This is a genomic window from Aequorivita nionensis, from assembly GCF_046352995.1.
In the GTDB taxonomy this organism is placed as follows: domain Bacteria; phylum Bacteroidota; class Bacteroidia; order Flavobacteriales; family Flavobacteriaceae; genus Aequorivita; species Aequorivita nionensis.
The window spans coordinates 1,814,686-1,831,443 of record NZ_CP130281.1; the positions used below are offsets into that span (position 1 = coordinate 1,814,686).

16 protein-coding genes are annotated in these 16,758 nt (G+C 38.8%); 6 read left to right on the forward strand and 10 right to left on the reverse strand.

Translation table 11 applies throughout. The features are described from left to right. Positions 1–29 precede the first annotated feature (29 nt). Positions 30–1,352: a Na+/H+ antiporter NhaA gene (gene nhaA / locus Q2U82_RS08210; protein WP_410004394.1), complete on the reverse strand. Its 1,323-nt coding sequence runs from the start codon at positions 1,350–1,352 to the stop codon at positions 30–32. A gap of 145 nt (positions 1,353–1,497) precedes the next feature. Between nhaA and ffh the strand changes: the two genes are divergently transcribed. Both ffh and Q2U82_RS08220 read left to right on the forward strand, forming a co-directional pair. Beyond that, positions 1,498–2,826, forward strand: coding sequence for a signal recognition particle protein (gene ffh / locus Q2U82_RS08215; protein ID WP_410004395.1), 1,329 nt, complete (start codon positions 1,498–1,500; stop codon positions 2,824–2,826). Between the two features lie 58 nt (positions 2,827–2,884). Continuing rightward, positions 2,885–3,763 carry a bifunctional 5,10-methylenetetrahydrofolate dehydrogenase/5,10-methenyltetrahydrofolate cyclohydrolase gene (locus Q2U82_RS08220; RefSeq protein WP_410004396.1) on the forward strand — a complete coding sequence of 293 codons (879 nt, stop codon included), beginning with the start codon at positions 2,885–2,887 and terminating at the stop codon, positions 3,761–3,763. Here Q2U82_RS08220 and Q2U82_RS08225 read toward each other — a convergent pair. The 7 genes from Q2U82_RS08225 to Q2U82_RS08255 all read right to left on the reverse strand — a co-directional run bounded on the left by Q2U82_RS08225 (position 3,760) and on the right by Q2U82_RS08255 (position 8,543). Further along, a complete protein-coding gene (locus Q2U82_RS08225; protein WP_410004397.1) occupies positions 3,760–4,200 on the reverse strand; it encodes a YkvA family protein in 441 nt (146 codons plus the stop codon). The genes Q2U82_RS08220 and Q2U82_RS08225 overlap by 4 nt on opposite strands. Positions 4,201–4,311: 111 nt before the next feature. Next, the gene (locus Q2U82_RS08230) at positions 4,312–5,352 is read right to left on the reverse strand and encodes an AI-2E family transporter (RefSeq protein ID WP_410004398.1); all 1,041 of its coding nucleotides are present in this window, start codon (positions 5,350–5,352) and stop codon (positions 4,312–4,314) included. After that, on the reverse strand, positions 5,349–5,774 hold the full coding sequence (locus Q2U82_RS08235; protein ID WP_410004399.1) for a VOC family protein: 426 nt from the start codon (positions 5,772–5,774) through the stop codon (positions 5,349–5,351). The genes Q2U82_RS08230 and Q2U82_RS08235 overlap by 4 nt, the downstream gene beginning before the upstream one ends. Next, positions 5,774–6,013 (reverse strand): Rho termination factor N-terminal domain-containing protein, encoded by a 240-nt coding sequence (locus Q2U82_RS08240; RefSeq protein WP_410004400.1) that lies wholly within the window; start codon positions 6,011–6,013, stop codon positions 5,774–5,776. Before Q2U82_RS08240 ends, Q2U82_RS08235 begins: the two co-directional genes overlap by 1 nt. A 59-nt stretch (positions 6,014–6,072) precedes the next feature. After that, positions 6,073–6,258: a hypothetical protein gene (locus Q2U82_RS08245; protein ID WP_410004401.1), complete on the reverse strand. Its 186-nt coding sequence runs from the start codon at positions 6,256–6,258 to the stop codon at positions 6,073–6,075. A gap of 91 nt (positions 6,259–6,349) precedes the next feature. Then, entirely contained in the window at positions 6,350–6,916 is a 567-nt protein-coding gene (locus Q2U82_RS08250) for a hypothetical protein (protein ID WP_410004402.1), read from the reverse strand. A 97-nt stretch (positions 6,917–7,013) separates the two neighbouring features. Further along, complete coding sequence (locus Q2U82_RS08255) at positions 7,014–8,543, reverse strand: helicase HerA-like domain-containing protein (protein WP_410004403.1); 1,530 nt, start codon at positions 8,541–8,543, stop codon at positions 7,014–7,016. Between the two features lie 239 nt (positions 8,544–8,782). Here Q2U82_RS08255 and Q2U82_RS08260 point away from each other — a divergent pair, with 239 nt between their 5' ends. Continuing rightward, entirely contained in the window at positions 8,783–9,412 is a 630-nt protein-coding gene (locus Q2U82_RS08260) for a 7-carboxy-7-deazaguanine synthase QueE (RefSeq protein WP_410004404.1), read from the forward strand. Between the two features lie 93 nt (positions 9,413–9,505). Here Q2U82_RS08260 and Q2U82_RS08265 read toward each other — a convergent pair whose 3' ends face one another. Continuing rightward, positions 9,506–10,048, reverse strand: a complete 543-nt coding sequence (locus tag Q2U82_RS08265; RefSeq protein ID WP_410004405.1) for a DUF2911 domain-containing protein — start codon at positions 10,046–10,048, stop codon at positions 9,506–9,508. Between the two features lie 287 nt (positions 10,049–10,335). Here Q2U82_RS08265 and gyrB point away from each other — a divergent pair, with 287 nt between their 5' ends. Together gyrB and mdh are read left to right on the forward strand one after the other, a co-directional pair. Then, the gene (gene gyrB / locus Q2U82_RS08270) at positions 10,336–12,276 is read left to right on the forward strand and encodes a DNA topoisomerase (ATP-hydrolyzing) subunit B (RefSeq protein ID WP_410004406.1); all 1,941 of its coding nucleotides are present in this window, start codon (positions 10,336–10,338) and stop codon (positions 12,274–12,276) included. A gap of 188 nt (positions 12,277–12,464) precedes the next feature. Then, positions 12,465–13,391, forward strand: a complete 927-nt coding sequence (gene mdh, locus Q2U82_RS08275) for a malate dehydrogenase (protein ID WP_410004407.1) — start codon at positions 12,465–12,467, stop codon at positions 13,389–13,391. 146 nt (positions 13,392–13,537) lie between these two features. Here the strand turns inward: mdh and Q2U82_RS08280 are convergent, their stop codons facing one another. Then, on the reverse strand, positions 13,538–16,087 hold the full coding sequence (locus tag Q2U82_RS08280; RefSeq protein WP_410004408.1) for an adenosylcobalamin-dependent ribonucleoside-diphosphate reductase: 2,550 nt from the start codon (positions 16,085–16,087) through the stop codon (positions 13,538–13,540). 323 nt (positions 16,088–16,410) lie between these two features. Here Q2U82_RS08280 and Q2U82_RS08285 point away from each other — a divergent pair, with 323 nt between their 5' ends. Next, positions 16,411–16,752 carry a hypothetical protein gene (locus tag Q2U82_RS08285; protein ID WP_410004409.1) on the forward strand — a complete coding sequence of 114 codons (342 nt, stop codon included), beginning with the start codon at positions 16,411–16,413 and terminating at the stop codon, positions 16,750–16,752. The last annotated feature ends 6 nt before the right edge of the window (positions 16,753–16,758 follow it).

The window sequence follows — 16,758 nt, forward strand, 5'->3', positions numbered from 1 at the left end:
AGACGCATCAATTTCTGACCTATAGAAAATTACCCTTTCGGCGAATGGTCAAACTTTCCTTTTACCGTTTTAAACCGAAGAACAACAAACCCAATAACTGCTGAAACAAGCGAGCCGATTAAGATTCCAATTTTGGCTGAATCTATATATTCTGGACTGCTGTTAAAGGCTAAGCTAGCTATAAATATGGCCATTGTGAAACCTATTCCTGCTAAAAAAGAAACACCAATTATCTGTTTATTGGTTATGTCTTTCGGCACCTCGATGATTTTGAATTTTCTTGCCAAAAAGATAACTGTAGAGATACCAATACTTTTTCCCAAAATCAAACAAACCATAATATTTATTATCAGCGCCGTTTCGAGTCCGCCTTCACTATTTATGGCAACTCCCGCATTTGCAAGCGCAAAAATTGGAATTACCAAATAAGCCACCCAATTGTGAAGCTTATGCTCCAAATGCTGCAAGGGCGAACGGTAATCATCGGCCCAATCTTCCAAATCATCTATCAATTCTAGTTGTTTGGGTGAAAGTACCGGTTTTTGAAGAATGGTGCTCTCTTTTATTTCACCCACAATACTTTCCAGTTGATCAGTAAATTCGTGGGTGCTTATTTTTTGTCTAACGGGAATAGCAAATGCCATCAAGATTCCAGCCAAGGTGGGATGGAGGCCAGCTTTTAAAAACAACAACCAGACAACGAAGCCGGAAACAATGGTTAAAAATTCGAAATACAACCCTCTATAGCTTAAGAAATATATAATTGCCAATAATACAAAAGCGGCACCCAACAATACAAAATTCAAGCTGCTGCTATAAAAAATTGCGATTACCAATACCGCGCCCAAATCGTCAACAATGGCAAAAGCAGTAAGAAATATTTTTAAGCTCAAGGGTACTCTATTTCCGAGTACTTTTAAAATTGCCAGTGAAAAGGCAATATCTGTAGCCATCGGAATTCCCCAACCCTTTAAGGTTTCTGGGTTTTGGTTTAAAATTATATAAATTAGTACCGGAATTATAATTCCACCGATTGCCCCAAAGAGCGGAAACATAATTTTTTTGGTTGAATTGAGTTCGCCAATTAAAAATTCACGCTTTATTTCCAACCCAATCAAAAAGAAAAAAATAGCCATTAACCCATCGTTTACCCAAAGTATCAATGGTTTTTTGAGTTCAAAACTGTCGGTTACGATACCCAATTCATACTGCCAAAAAGATTGGTAACTTTCTGAAAAGGCGGAATTGGCCCACACCAAGGCAATTATGGTTGTTGCCAAAAGCAATATTCCAGTAGAGCTTTGAAGGTTGACGAATTTTTGGAATGGAGAGAGCAGTTTTTCTTTTATCATATACTTTTTTCGAATTGGCAAGATACGAAACTCCTATATTTTTATTCTGTTTAATTATTTGGAAATCTTAAGAAACACTGCCTACTGCAACTGCATACTGCCAACTTTTTTTTACCTTTGCAACTCTTAAAAAGAAAGCAAGAATATGTTCGATAATTTAAGCGATAAGCTGGACAAAGCGCTGCACGTACTGAAAGGTCACGGCAGCATCACCGAAGTAAACGTAGCAGAGACTTTAAAGGAAGTGCGCCGTGCCCTTTTGGACGCCGACGTTAACTTTAAAACTGCAAAGGAATTTACCAATACAGTAAAAGAAAAGGCATTGGGTCAAAACGTATTAACTACGTTGCAACCCGGCCAATTGATGGTGAAATTGGTAAAAGATGAGCTTACTGAATTGATGGGTGGCGAAACCGCTGGTATCAATTTGAGCGGTACGCCAACGGTTATTTTAATGTCCGGTTTACAGGGTAGTGGTAAAACTACTTTCTCCGGAAAGCTTGCCAATTATTTAAAAACAAAAAAGTCCAAAAAACCACTTTTGGTTGCTTGTGATATATATCGTCCTGCGGCAATAAACCAGTTGCATGTGGTTGGGGACCAAATAGGCGTAGAGGTTTATAGCGAACCCGAAAATAAAAATCCAGTTCAAATTGCTCAAAACGCAATTGCACACGCCAAACAAAATGGCTTCAATGTTGTAATTGTGGATACTGCCGGTCGTCTTGCGATTGATGAAGCGATGATGACTGAAATTTCAAACGTTCACAAAGCGATCAACCCACAGGAAACACTTTTTGTGGTTGATGCCATGACCGGGCAAGATGCAGTAAATACCGCTAAGGCCTTTAATGAAAGGTTGAATTTTGATGGGGTTGTTCTTACCAAATTAGACGGTGATACCCGTGGTGGAGCTGCAATTTCCATTAAAAGTGTAGTTGATAAACCTATCAAATTCATCGGTACCGGTGAAAAGATGGATGCTATAGATGTTTTTCACCCAGCCCGTATGGCCGACCGTATTTTGGGGATGGGAGATGTTGTTTCGCTTGTGGAACGCGCACAGGAGCAGTTTGACGAAGAGGAGGCAAGAAAACTACAGAAGAAGATTGCAAAAAATCAATTCGGTTTTGACGATTTCCTAAACCAAATTCAGCAGGTTAAGAAAATGGGAAGTATGAAAGATTTGGTGGGAATGATTCCCGGCGCAGGAAAAGCGTTGAAAGATGTTGATATTGATGACGATGCTTTTAAAGGAATTGAAGCCATAATTCATTCAATGACTCCAAAAGAAAGAACCGAACCAGCAATTATAAACGGAAGTCGAAAAAAACGAATTGCATCCGGAAGTGGAACAAGCGTTCAGCAGGTAAATCAACTTTTGAAGCAATTTGACCAAATGAGCAAAATGATGAAGATGATGCAAGGCGGCGGCGGAAGAAAGATGATGCAGGCAATGGGGAAGATGAGGTAGATTTATGATGTCACCTCGAGCGCAGTCGAGAGGTCTTTAATTTTTAATTTATAGGAGTATGACCATTTTAGATGGAAAGAAAGTTTCAAACGACATAAAAAACGAAATCACTGCTGAAGTTGATAAAATGAAAGCGCGTGGTGAAAAAGTTCCACATTTAGCAGCTATTATTGTTGGAAATGATGGGGCTAGTCTTACATATGTTGGAAGCAAGGTTAAGGCATGCGAGCGCGTTGGTTTTGAGTCAACATTGGTTAAAATGCCAGATACTACCAGTGAATTAGAATTATTAAAAAAGATCAAAGAACTCAACGAAGACGACAATATTGATGGCTTCATTGTTCAGCTTCCATTGCCTCCACAAATTGATACCCAAAAAGTACTTCTTACCGTAGATCCTTCAAAAGATGTGGATGGTTTTCACCCTGAAAACTTCGGAAAAATGGCTCTGGATATGAGTACCTTTATTCCCGCAACCCCTTTCGGCATTCTTGAGTTACTGCAGCGGTATGATGTGGATACCAAAGGAAAACATACCGTAGTTATTGGAAGAAGCCATATTGTTGGCCGACCAATGAGCATTTTGATGAGCCGAAAAGGATGGCCCGGAAATAGCACGGTAACACTTACGCACAGCAACACAAAAAACATTGCCCAAATAACTACGCAGGCGGATATTATTATTTCAGCATTGGGAGTTCCAAATTTCTTGAAAGCTGAAATGGTAAAAGATGATGTTGTGATTATTGATGTTGGAATTACAAGGGTTGAAGACCCAAGTCATCCAAAAGGGTATGTAATTACCGGCGATGTGGATTTTGAAAACGTGAGCAAAAAGGCTTCGTTTATAACTCCAGTTCCCGGAGGTGTTGGCCCGATGACAATTGCAATGCTTCTTAAAAATACCCTTTTGGCAAGAGAACAGCGCAAGGTTTAAGTATTTTCACTGTTCGCCAAACGCCAATCCAAATATTTGTGAAGATCTGTTTCTATCCAGCCCATGCTGATGGATAGAACTGCCAAATCATCTATATAGCCTACGCCCGGAATGAAATCTGGCACCAAATCAAATGGGTTGAAAACATATAAAAGCGCTACCACTATAGAAGCAATTGTAAACCACGGCACATTTGGATAATTTCCTTTTTTAACGTCTTTTAGCATTGCGAACATAATCTTACCGAGTTCGGCATATTTTCGCAAAGGGCTGGCGTTACTCAATTTTTCTGAAATAGCTTCTTCATTATCCATAACTATTTCAACATCTTCATCCTTTATTTTGGTTACTTTTTCCTCTACATAATCTTCATTGATTTTGGAATCCATCATAGCGATGGTAGAGGGTTTTTTTTCTTTCTTTTTTCTGAAAAGCATATAGTTCTTTATTTGTTCCTTAAAATTAAAGAATTGAAAAAGGAATACTTTTAAAATTATGTTATAAAAATTTCTGAAGGAGTAAAATAAATAATTCGCAAGAAATAAAACTTACAACCGTTCTTCTTTGGTGGCAGTTTCGTCTTTTCCGTATTCGTTCCTATAAATACGCACAATAACCATAAAAAGACTGATAAGCAAAGGGCCAAATATTAAACCAATAAAACCGAATAGTGGAACGCCCACTATCACACCAATAAGCGTGATTAGTGGATGAACGTTGTCCAGCTTTTTTAATACGTAAAGACGAATTATATTGTCCGTTGAACCTACGACCACAAAGCCGTAAATGAGTATTCCCCATGCTTGAAAACTGTGCCCTGTGGAAAGTGTGAGCACAAAAACAGGCAGAATACCCACCAATGTTCCCACAAAAGGAATCATGCTGCCAATAGTAACAATAACGAACCAAAAGAAGGGGTCTTCAATTCCGAAAATAAGAAAACCAATAAGCGCCACAATTCCCTGCGCTATTGCGACCAATGGAATTCCAAGTGCATTGGAGCGTACCATGGCCTGAACTTCAGAGCCAATTTCCTTTAAGTTTTCGCGGTCCATCGGAATGTATTCCTTTAACGATTCTTTCAAATCAGCGCGATTTGTGAACATATAATATAGCATAAAATACATTAGCCCTATAGCGATGAAAGCATTAAAAGTTCCGCCGGCCAAATTTTGCAAATTATCAGAAAGCCAACTTGTAATTGCTCCAGGATCAATTTGGGAATTGAGATCATAACCAAACTTATCTTCCATTTTGCCCAATTGTTCCTTAAGCGCATTTACCACTTCTTCAGAATTTTGTACTGCTCTCCCAATTTTGTTGGTAAGCATCAAAATTATTCCGGCAATGGGTATAAGGATTAAAAAAAATGAAATGAGCATTAATACGGTAGCTGCAAGTGATGGGTTCCATTTTTTCTTATTCACCAATTTCGCCATCCATTTACGCATTAAAACATAAATGGTTATTGCGCCCAAAACCCCTGTGAGATATGGAAGTAACTCCCTAAAAATAAGGCTGCCCATTAATAAAATAAGCAAAATGACAAATATTTGTCGAATTATTTGAGGGGGTATTTGTTTTATCATTTGGCGAATAATTGCGTTAAGTCATTAAATGCTTTAAATTCCAGCGCATTTCCTGCAGGATCCTTAAAAAACATTGTGGCTTGTTCGCCCACTTGTCCTTCAAAGCGAATGTACGGTTCTATGATGAAAGTAATGTTTTTTTGAATCAGTTTTTCTGAAAAATCTTTAAAAGTTTTCATGTCCAATACAACTCCGAAATGCGGTATTGGCACATTTTTTCCATCTACGGGATTTATGGTTTCTTCTTCGGAGTTCTTCTCTTTTAAATGAATTACAAGTTGATGACCAAAAAAATCAAAATCTACCCAATGGTCACTGCTTCGTCCTTCGGAAAGTTCAAGCGTATCTCTGTAAAATTTTCGGCAAACGTCCAAATTGTCAACCGGAATGGCAAGATGGAAAGGTCTTAATTGGTTGCTCATTAATTATTTCTTAAAGCGTGGATTAATTCTTTTTTCTTCATTTTTGAACGTCCCTCAATACCAACATTTTTTGCTTGTGCATAAAGTTCATCTTTCGTCCAATCTTCATAAGGTTTGGCTTTACCGCCTTTTTTCCCGGCGTCTGGAGTGTTGGCGATGCGGGCAGCTTTTTCTTTGCTATATCCTTTGTCACGTAGTGCCTCGTATTGTTCTTCGTTTTTAATTCTTGGATTTGGCATAACGATATTTTTAAAACATAAAACCCTTCGAAAAACAAAGGGTTTTAAAAATTTATTAATTATGTTTGATCTGTATCTTTTCTGTTTTTAAGAAGGCCTATACCCGCAAAAAAGAACACAATACCTAATATTATTAGTGCCCAAGGGCTCATGCCAACATTCATACTGCCAAATGCGCCAAGCACCCCCATTACGAGTGCAATTCCTCCAGCAATAGTTAAAATAAAACCTAAAATCTTAATCATAATACAATTAGTTTGGATGGTTAATTGGATTAAAATTAAAGGAAAGCATTCACTATTTAATGAATGTTAACAAAACCTTTGCAGGCAAAATTTATTTGGCGGCAGGTTCCCAACCAATCATAAAGTATTTAAAAGGCGCATCATCCGGTATTTGGCTGGCTTCAACTTTTAAGTCCATATCATAGCGAAGCTCCTCGGGAAGACTTTTCTTGTCAATTGTTAAATAAACATCGGTTTCTTTCAAAAATATTACAACGGCATTTATGGTAGTTTCAATATTGTCTATGGTATAATTAGCTTTAACGTCTTTCCAAGTGCTTGCTGCAGTTAAACCTTTTTCGGTTTTATAACGTGAATCAAAAACTTGGATATTTGTTATTGTTGAATTTGGATCGCTCTCATTATCCGGTGAAAGTAGCAACAATTGTTTCCCGCCTTTTTCATAAATTTCAACTTCGCCCTGGGTTTCCAATGCATTAGGAGATGAATTTGTTTTCACAATAGAATCTTTTGCAAAAATGGAATCAATTTGTTTGATTTTTATTTCCTTGTTTAAGTTGCCAATGGAACCATTTTTAATCAGAAAAGGATCGCTCTCCTTTTTACATTGAACAAAAGCAAGTGAAACTATTCCGACTATTAAGAGTGTTTTTTTCATTTAAGTTATTATGTTACTGTGTTATTAAGTTAAAAATATTATTGTGTTATAATTTTAATGAGTCGATGAGTTTATAAGTTTAGTTTTTTACTACTGACTACTTCATCATTTTCCCTAAAATTCCCAATACACTGCGAATTACAGTTGGGCTGGAAAGGGTTTTTATCCAAGGATTTGAAGTGCTTCTACGGCTGGAAGAACTTCTGCTTGAAGATGAGGTTTTTACGGCTTCTTTTTCTTTTTGGGCTTTTTCCTTGGCTTTCTGTTTGTTGGCGATTTCAATTTTTTCGGTCAGCATTTCATAAGCGCTTTCCCGATCGGTTACTTCGTTGTATTTCGGGATAAGTTTTGAGGTTTTCAGTAAATCCTTCAATTCGCCATCTGTTAAAACGTCCATTCGGCTCATTGGGGCTCGCAGCATTGTACGGGCTAAAGGCGTTGGAATTCCCTTTTCGTTCAACGCGCTTACCAAAGCTTCGCCAATTCCCAAGGCTGTTAAAACTTCGTCGGTTTTATAATAGTCTGAAAGCGGATAATTTTCTGCTGTAAGTTTTATTGCCTTTCTGTCTTTAGCAGTAAATGCACGAAGCGCGTGTTGAATTTTTAAACCCAGTTGGCTCAAAACAGCATCGGGCACATCGGTAGGGTTTTGGGTGCAAAAATAAAGCCCCACCCCTTTGGAACGTATCAATTTTACAATACTTTCAATTTGGTTGAGCAGTGCGCTGCTGGCTTCGTTGAAAATTAAATGTGCTTCGTCAACAAAAATCACTAATTCCGGTCTGCCGCTATCGCCCTGTTCGGGAAAGGTTGAATAAATTTCAGCCAAAAGGCTTAGCATAAACGTTGAGAAAAGTTTGGGCCGATCTTGAATATCGGTCAAACGGAGAATGTTTATATACCCCATGCCGTTTTCGTCCACGCGAAGCAAATCATCGGTGTCAAAGGATTTTTCACCAAAAAACAAATCGGCGCCCTGTTGTTCCAATTCCACAACTTTCCGAAGAATGGCTCCTGTTGATGATGAAGAAATTCGGCCATAAGCATCGGCAAATTCGTCTTTTCCTTCATCTGTTGCGTATTGTAATATTTTTTTGAAATCTTTTAAGTCCAGCAATGGCATTTTGTTGTCATCACAATACTTAAAGATTACGGAAACAATTCCTGCCTGAACATCGCTCAAATCGAGGATGCGCGAAAGCAAAACCGGCCCAAATTCACTTACAGTAGCACGAAGTCTAACACCTTCTTGGTCTGAAAGTGAAAGAATTTCGGCTGGAAATTTTTTAGCTTCATATGGAAAACCAATGGCAGCGTGGCGTTCTTCAATTTTGGCATTGTTTGTTCCAGGTTCAGCAATTCCACTTAAATCACCTTTTATATCCATTAGCAATACGGGAATTCCTTTTTCAGAAAGATTTTCGGCAATTATTTGTAGCGTTTTTGTTTTTCCAGTACCAGTAGCGCCAGCAATCAATCCGTGACGGTTCAAGGTTTTCAATGGAATTTTCACGTAGGCATCTTTTACGGTTTCGCCATCAAGCATTGCTGCGCCAAGGTTTATAAAATCGCCTTTGGTAGTGTATCCGTTATTTATGTAATCAAAAAAAACTTGCTTATCAGCCATCTTTCTAAATTTTGTTCAAATGTAACAAATAAAAAAACCAAAACTCAAATCCCAAATTCCAAATAATATTCAAAATTTAATGTTCAAAATTCAAACAAGATGTTGTTACTCTTGTAGTTTACAAATTTGTATTTAAATAACTTGTATTTGAAATTTGCTTTTTTTGCAATTGTAAATTATTTGGAATTTGATGCTTGTAATTTGGAATTTTCCCCAACAATTAAAGTAATTTTGCACCAATGAAAAAAGAAGTGCAGATTTTAGTTGACAAAGGAGTAATGCTCCCATTAATGGAGGAGTTTTACACCATTCAAGGGGAAGGATTTCACAAAGGAACGGCAGCATATTTTATACGTGTTGGTGGTTGTGACGTTGGTTGCCATTGGTGTGATGTGAAGGAAAGTTGGAATGCTGAATTGCACCCTCCAACAGCAATTGAAGCAATAGTGGAAAACGCCTCGAAATATTCAAAAACCATTGTAATTACTGGCGGTGAACCACTTACTTGGGATATGGGCCCGTTGACTGAAATGCTGAAAGAGCGCGGAATGCAAACACATATTGAAACTTCCGGAGCCTACAAACTCACGGGAATTTGGGATTGGATTTGTCTTTCGCCTAAAAAAATGAAACTCCCAACGGAGGAAGTTTATAAAGCTGCGAATGAATTGAAAGTAATTGTTTTCAACAAAGACGATTTCCGTTTTGCGGAAGAACAGGCCGCTAAAGTTGGAGGGGATTGCATTCTTTATTTGCAACCAGAATGGAGCAAACGCGAAAAAATGAGCCCGTTGATTGTTGATTATGTAATGCAAAACCCAAAGTGGAAGGTTTCGTTGCAAACACACAAATATTTAAATATACCTTAAATTTAATTCCAAATAAAAAAACACCAAACTCCAATAAATTACTTTGGAATTTGGTGCATGAAATTTGTTAATTGAAATTCCTTTTTAAAAAATTCAGACTTTTTTAAAGGGAATTTCCACATAATGGTCATCCCAACCAATCATCAAAACGGTTCCTTTACCATCCGTTTTAAAAATCATTGACAGAGATTCAATAGGCGCAACGGCTTGTTCACAGGGCACTGTAATTCGGGCTACATCTTTTTCTTTTTTATAGCTGAAAGCACCCCAAACATTGGTATCGCTGTTTATTATGATGGTCCAGTTATCTTCATCAGGAATTGTGTAAAGTGTGTAAGTTCCAGGTTTCAAAATTGTACTTCCAAGTTTTAGGGGAACATAAATATCTAGTTCTGTAGCTTCATTTGCGCCAGTGCGCCATACTTCGCCATAAGGTACCACGCCACCAAAAATATCACGCCCTTTTTTTTGTGGACGACTGTAAATAACCCTGGCAAAAGGCGGGCTTTTCTTGTTAGGTCGGGCCATTGCAATATCCATTGGAGAAGCATCCATTTCCGGAAAACTTTGCGCTTGCGATGTTTGAAAAGAGAAAGCTGAAAATGCTATAAAAACTATTAAAAGTAATTTTTTCATAAAAGAGAAGTTTTTTAGGCTTAAGACCAAAATTTAATATTTGGACAAAATTTTATATGAACTCAAAATTCAATAAAATATATCATTAAACGTAAAATAAGTCGAAAATAGTGCGCAACTATTACGCCAAAATCCCAATCTATTTTAAACACTCTCAAAAGCTGGGTTTTTTCACAGGAATTTGTTAATAACTTACGGCTTATAAAATACGCAAACCCTTAATTTTATTGGGGATTTGGTTATATTTGTTCGTTACGAAAAAAAATGAAAATCATTCAAAATAAAATATGAGCGAAGAACAGAAAAAAGGCGCTTATGGCGCCGACCAAATTCAGGCTTTAGAGGGAATGGAACACGTGCGTATGCGCCCATCCATGTACATTGGCGATGTTGGCGTGCGCGGTTTGCACCATTTGGTTTATGAAGTGGTCGATAACTCCATTGACGAGGCAATGGGCGGTTATTGCGACACGATTGAAATTTGGATAAACGAAGACAACTCTATAACAGTAAAAGATAACGGGCGAGGAATACCCGTGGATCTTCATAAAAAAGAAGGCGTTTCTGCACTTCAGGTTGTAATGACTAAAATTGGAGCTGGTGGAAAGTTTGATAAGGATTCCTATAAAGTTTCTGGAGGTCTCCACGGGGTTGGGGTTTCGGTAGTGAATGCACTTTCCGAACATTTAACCGCAACTGTTCACCGGGATGGTAAAATTTGGCAACAGGAATATGAGCGCGGAAAGGCAATGTATCCCGTAAAATCAATTGGCGAAACGGATTATCGTGGAACCGTCGTTACTTTTAAACCAGATCCACAAATATTCCAGCAGTCTTTGGAATATAGCTATGATACGCTTGCCAGCAGGATGCGCGAGCTGTCTTTTTTGAATAAGGGTATTACTATCTATTTCACTGATAAAAGAGAAAAAGATGAAAACGGTGAATTTGCAACCGAAAAATTCCACAGTGAGGAAGGCTTAAAGGAATTTATCCGCTTTTTGGATGGAAACCGCGAGCCAATTATTGCTGATGTTATTGCAATGGAAGGTGAGAAAAACGATATTCCTGTTGAAGTTGCAATGGTGTATAACACTTCGTTTAACGAAAACTTACATTCCTACGTAAACAATATTAACACTCACGAAGGTGGAACGCATTTAGCCGGTTTCCGTGCTGGATTGACGCGTACCTTGAAAAAATATGCAGATGCTTCTGGTATGCTCGACAAGCTGAAGTTTGAAATTGCCGGTGATGATTTCCGTGAGGGATTGACCGCAATTATTTCGGTAAAAGTGCAGGAGCCCCAATTTGAAGGGCAAACAAAAACCAAATTGGGTAACCGCGAAGTTACTTCAGCGGTAAGCCAAGCGGTTTCTGAAATGCTCGAAAATTATTTGGAAGAACATCCCAACGATGCAAAAACGATAGTTCAAAAAGTAATTCTTGCAGCTCAGGCACGCCACGCAGCAAGAAAAGCCCGTGAAATGGTACAGCGCAAAACCGTGATGAGCGGTGGTGGTTTGCCGGGAAAACTTTCAGATTGTTCTGAACAGGACCCAGAAAAATGCGAGGTATTTCTTGTGGAGGGAGATTCGGCAGGTGGAACTGCAAAACAGGGTCGTGACCGTAATTTTCAGGCTATACTTCCACTTCGTGGAAAAATCCTCAACGTTGAAAAAGCCATGCACCACAAAGTTTTTGAAAACGAGGAAATTCGAAATATATATACAGCTCTCGGCGTAACCATTGGAACCGAAGAGGACAGCAAAGCTCTAAACCTTGAAAAACTTCGCTATCATAAAGTAGTGATTATGTGTGATGCGGATGTGGATGGTAGCCACATTGCAACGTTGATTCTTACTTTCTTTTTCCGCTATATGAAGGAATTGGTAGAGGCTGGATGTGTTTATATTGCAACTCCACCACTTTATTTGGTGAAAAAAGGCGCCAAAAAGGAATATGCTTGGAGCGATAAAGAGCGCGATATGTTAAACGAGCAGTTTGGTGGAAGCGCATCAATTCAGCGATACAAAGGTTTGGGGGAAATGAACGCCGAACAGCTTTGGGACACTACAATGAACCCTGAGTTTAGAACGCTTCGTCAGGTTACTATTGACAATGGCACCGAGGCAGATAGAATTTTCTCAATGTTGATGGGTGATGAAGTTCCGCCACGTCGTGAATTTATCGAGAAGAATGCCGTTTATGCGAATATTGACGCGTAACAAAGGCATATAATTTTTAAAAAGCCCATTTCTGAAAAATTCTGAAATGGGCTTTTTAGTTTTTAACCCTTTATTATCATTATTTTAAGGAGATAATAGTACTTTTGCACAACATTCAGAAGTAATCTGAAAGTTTAAAAATCACTCCGAAATTTCTTCGGAATAACTATAAACCATAAACATTTAATATGAAAGTAACAGTTGTAGGAGCAGGTGCTGTTGGCGCAAGTTGCGCAGAGTACATTGCCATCAAGAATTTTGCAAGCGAAGTAGTTTTGTTGGACATTAAAGAAGGATTTGCCGAAGGAAAGGCGATGGATTTGATGCAAACGGCTTCTTTAAACGGTTTCGACACAAAAATTACGGGTGTAACAAACGATTATTCCAAAACTGCGGGTAGTGATATTTGCGTAATTACGAGCGGAATTCCACGTAAACCGGGAATGACTCGTGAGGAATTGATTGGTATCAACGCTGGAATTGTGAAGGATGTTTCTTCAAATCTTGTGAAAAATTCTCCTAAAACTATTATAATCGTAGTAAGCAATCCGATGGATACGATGGCTTATTTGGTCCATAAAACTTCTGGTTTGGATAAAAATAAAATCATCGGAATGGGCGGAGCTTTGGACAGCGCTCGTTTCAAATACCGTTTGGCGGAAGCTTTGGATGCACCCATCAGCGACGTGGACGGAATGGTAATCGGCGGTCACAGCGATACCGGAATGGTGCCGTTAACAAGATTGGCAACGCGCAATAGTGTTCCCGTAAGCAAATTCATTTCAGAAGAAAGATTGAACCAAGTAATGGAAGACACCAAAGTAGGTGGTGCTACATTAACCAAGCTTTTGGGAACTTCGGCTTGGTACGCTCCGGGCGCAGCAGTTTCTGCTTTGGTTCAAGCAATTGCTTGCGACCAAAAGAAAATGTTCCCTTGCTCAGTAATGCTTGATGGTGAATACGGAATGAAGGATATCTGTATTGGTGCTCCAGTTATTTTGGGCCGAAACGGTATCGAGAAAATCGTAGAACTTGAATTGAACGATGCCGAAAAAGCACATATGAAAGAAAGCGCCGAAGGGGTTCGTAAAACGAATGATTTACTGGAACTTTAATTCCAAAATAGGAGTAGTATAATTAAACCTCACAGGTCTCGAAGACCTGTGAGGTTTTTTCATTGAAAAGCCCCAAAGGTTTAAAAAACCTTTGGAAGTTTAATTTTAAGTCTTTCAACGTAGCGGTCTTATGTCTTACGTCTTTTTTACCCGCATTTCGAAGATCCACAATCCTTGCAAGTCAAACAGCCTTCTTGGTAAATAAGCGAAGTACTGTTACAGTTTTCACACTTCTGCTTGCGAGCTTCTGTTCCATCGGCCACATAGCGTTTTAAGGCACGTGCAACGCCGTTTTTCCAAGTGTTTATACTTTCACTATCAAGTTGCAGGCTGTTGATTAATTCCACCGCTTTTTCAATTGGCATTCCGTGGCGCAGGGTGCTGGAAATCAATTTTGCATAGTTCCAAAACTCTGGGTTGAATTTATGCGAAAGACCTTCAATAGTGGTTTTATAGCCTCTTTTGTTTTTGTACTGAAAATCATAACGCGAAGTCCCGTCCTCATTTCTATTTTTTATAATCAGCCCGTCATTTACCCAGCGCGGAATTAAAATTCCATCTTCATCATCTGCAAAACCGGTAAAAATTTCATACGGTTTCCCGTCAATCAACCCTATGAAGGCAATCCATTTGTCTTTGCTGTTTTGAAAGCGAACAACATCTGCTTCCAAAATTTCTGGACGCTTGGTTGGAAAAGCGGTAAGTGTTTCGTTTTCTTCTTCCTTTTCTTCATTGGAAACCAATACCCCAGAACGCGATCCGTCACGATACACGGTAACTCCTTTGCAGCCTGCTTGCCAAGCTTCCAAATAAAGCTTGCCAACCAGCTCTTCGGTGGCATCTTCGGGTAAATTAATGGTCACCGAAATGGAGTGATCTACCCATTTTTGCACGGCGCCTTGCATCCGTACTTTGCTCATCCAATCAACATCATTGGAAGTTGCTTTGTAATACGGTGATTTCTTTACGATTTTGTTCAACTCTTCCTGGCTGTAGTTTTTATTGGTATCAAAACCGTTTGCTTCCATCCATTGCTTGAAGCGATGGTGAAAAACCACATATTCTTCCCAGCTATCGCCTACTTCATCCACAAAGTCAACACGCACATTTTTGTCGTTCGGGTTCACTTTTCTTCTTCTCTTGTAAACCGGAAGAAAAACAGGCTCTATGCCAGAAGTAGTTTGCGTCATCAAACTGGTTGTTCCTGTTGGTGCAATTGTCAATAGTGCAATATTTCTTCTGCCGTATTCAAGCATGTCATAATATAGCTTTTCATCGGCATCCTTTAGGCGAAGAATAAACGGATTGTTTTTTTCTCTTTCGCTATCGAATATTTTAAAAGGACCTCTTTCTTTCGCTGCGTAAACTGAAGCACGATAGGCTTCCAAAGCAACTGTTTTGTGGATTTTCACTGAAAAGTCAATTCCTTCGGCGCTGCCGTATTTTATTCCTAAAGCAGCCAACATATCACCTTCTGCTGTAATACCGATTCCAGTTCTTCGGCCTTCTTCGGCTTTTCTTTGAATGTTTAGCCAAAGATTTTTTTCCACTGCCTTTATTTCCTCAGCTTGCGGATCGGCGTTTATTTTGGCGAGAATGCCATCCACTTTCTCAAGTTCCAAATCGATTATGTCGTCCATAATTCGTTGTGCGATAGCAATGTGCTTTTTGAAAAGCTCAAAATTGAAGGAAGCTTTTTTAGTGAAGGGTTCTTCAACATATGAAAACAGATTTATAGCCAACAAACGGCAAGAATCGTAGGGGCAGAGCGGAATTTCACCGCACGGGTTTGTGGAAACGGTTTTGTAGCCCAAGTCTTCGTAACAATCCGGAACACTCTCCTTAATAATAGTATCCCAAAAAAGAATGCCTGGCTCGGCTGATTTCCAAGCGTTGTGGACTATTTTTTTCCAAAGTTTTCCAGCTTCGATCTCCTTTGAATATTTTGGGTCTTCGCTGAAGATTGGATATTTCTGGGTGTAGTTTTTTCCGTCTTTTACGGCTTGCATAAACTTATCATCCATACGCACTGAAACATTGGCTCCGGTCACTTTTCCCTGTTCCATTTTGGCGTCAATAAAATCTTCGGAATCTGGATGGTTTATAGATACCGAAAGCATCAAAGCGCCACGACGGCCATCCTGCGCCACTTCACGGGTTGAGTTTGAATAGCGCTCCATAAAAGGAACGATCCCAGTTGAGGTCAATGCCGAATTTTTTACAGGTGAGCCTTTTGGACGGATGTGAGAAAGATCGTGACCAACGCCACCGCGGCGTTTCATTAACTGAACCTGTTCTTGGTCTATTTTCATAATTCCGCCGTAAGAATCGGAATCACCGTCGTTACCGATTACAAAGCAATTTGAAAGCGAAGCAATTTGGTACGGATTGCCAATTCCGGCCATTGGACTACCTTGGGGCACGATGTATTTAAAATCTTTGATTGCCTCAAAAACTTCCTCTTCGCTCATTGGGTTGGCATAACGCTGCTCAATGCGCGCAATTTCTTTAGCGATGCGACGATGCATATCGTTTGGTGTTTTTTCATAAATATTGCCTTCGGAATCTTTTAGGGCATATTTATTTACCCAAACGCGAGCTGCAAGATCGTCTCCTTTAAAATATTCAACTGAAGCTTCGAAGGCTTCATCCTGTGTGTAGGTTTGCGGGGCGGGGATAGCTGTTTTTAGTTGCATATTCTGAAATTGTTTTGGTTGTTTGAATTGGAATTTTAAAGTACGTAAATATAGTAAAATAGCAATTCTATACTAGTCTTAAAATTTAAAGTTGTCAAGAATTGATTGTTAATATATTGATATGTAGCATTGTAAAAATTTATCAACAGTAAAAAGTTGACAAATTTTGAAATTTATTTATTTGTGCGATTGCTTTTATTAAAAAAGTATGTTTTAATCTTAAATAGTTTTAAAAAATGTGATGAAAGTCATTTTTTGAAAGCCTTTTTACATACTATCTTTGCCTTGTGAAAAATGTAATTCTCATAATTGCCTCCCTAATAATGCTCACAAAACCTATGTGGCCCGTGGTAGAATATGTTGTGAATTATGATTACATCGTCAAAGTGCTTTGCGAAAACAAAGACAAGCCAGAAATGCAGTGTAATGGAAAATGCCACTTGACGAAAGAATTGGCAAAAGAGGCTGGAGCCGAGGATAAAAATCCATTAAATGGCAAAACTTCAAAAACTGAAATTCCTCAATTTATTATTTCGGAAAATATTGCAGAATATATGTTTGCATCGGAAACTGAAATTTCTTCCTTTGAAAACATAGGCTATAAGCCAAATTTGAATTCTTCCCTTTATACCTCAAAAATTCTTCATCCGCCGCGGTTGGGATAATTTATT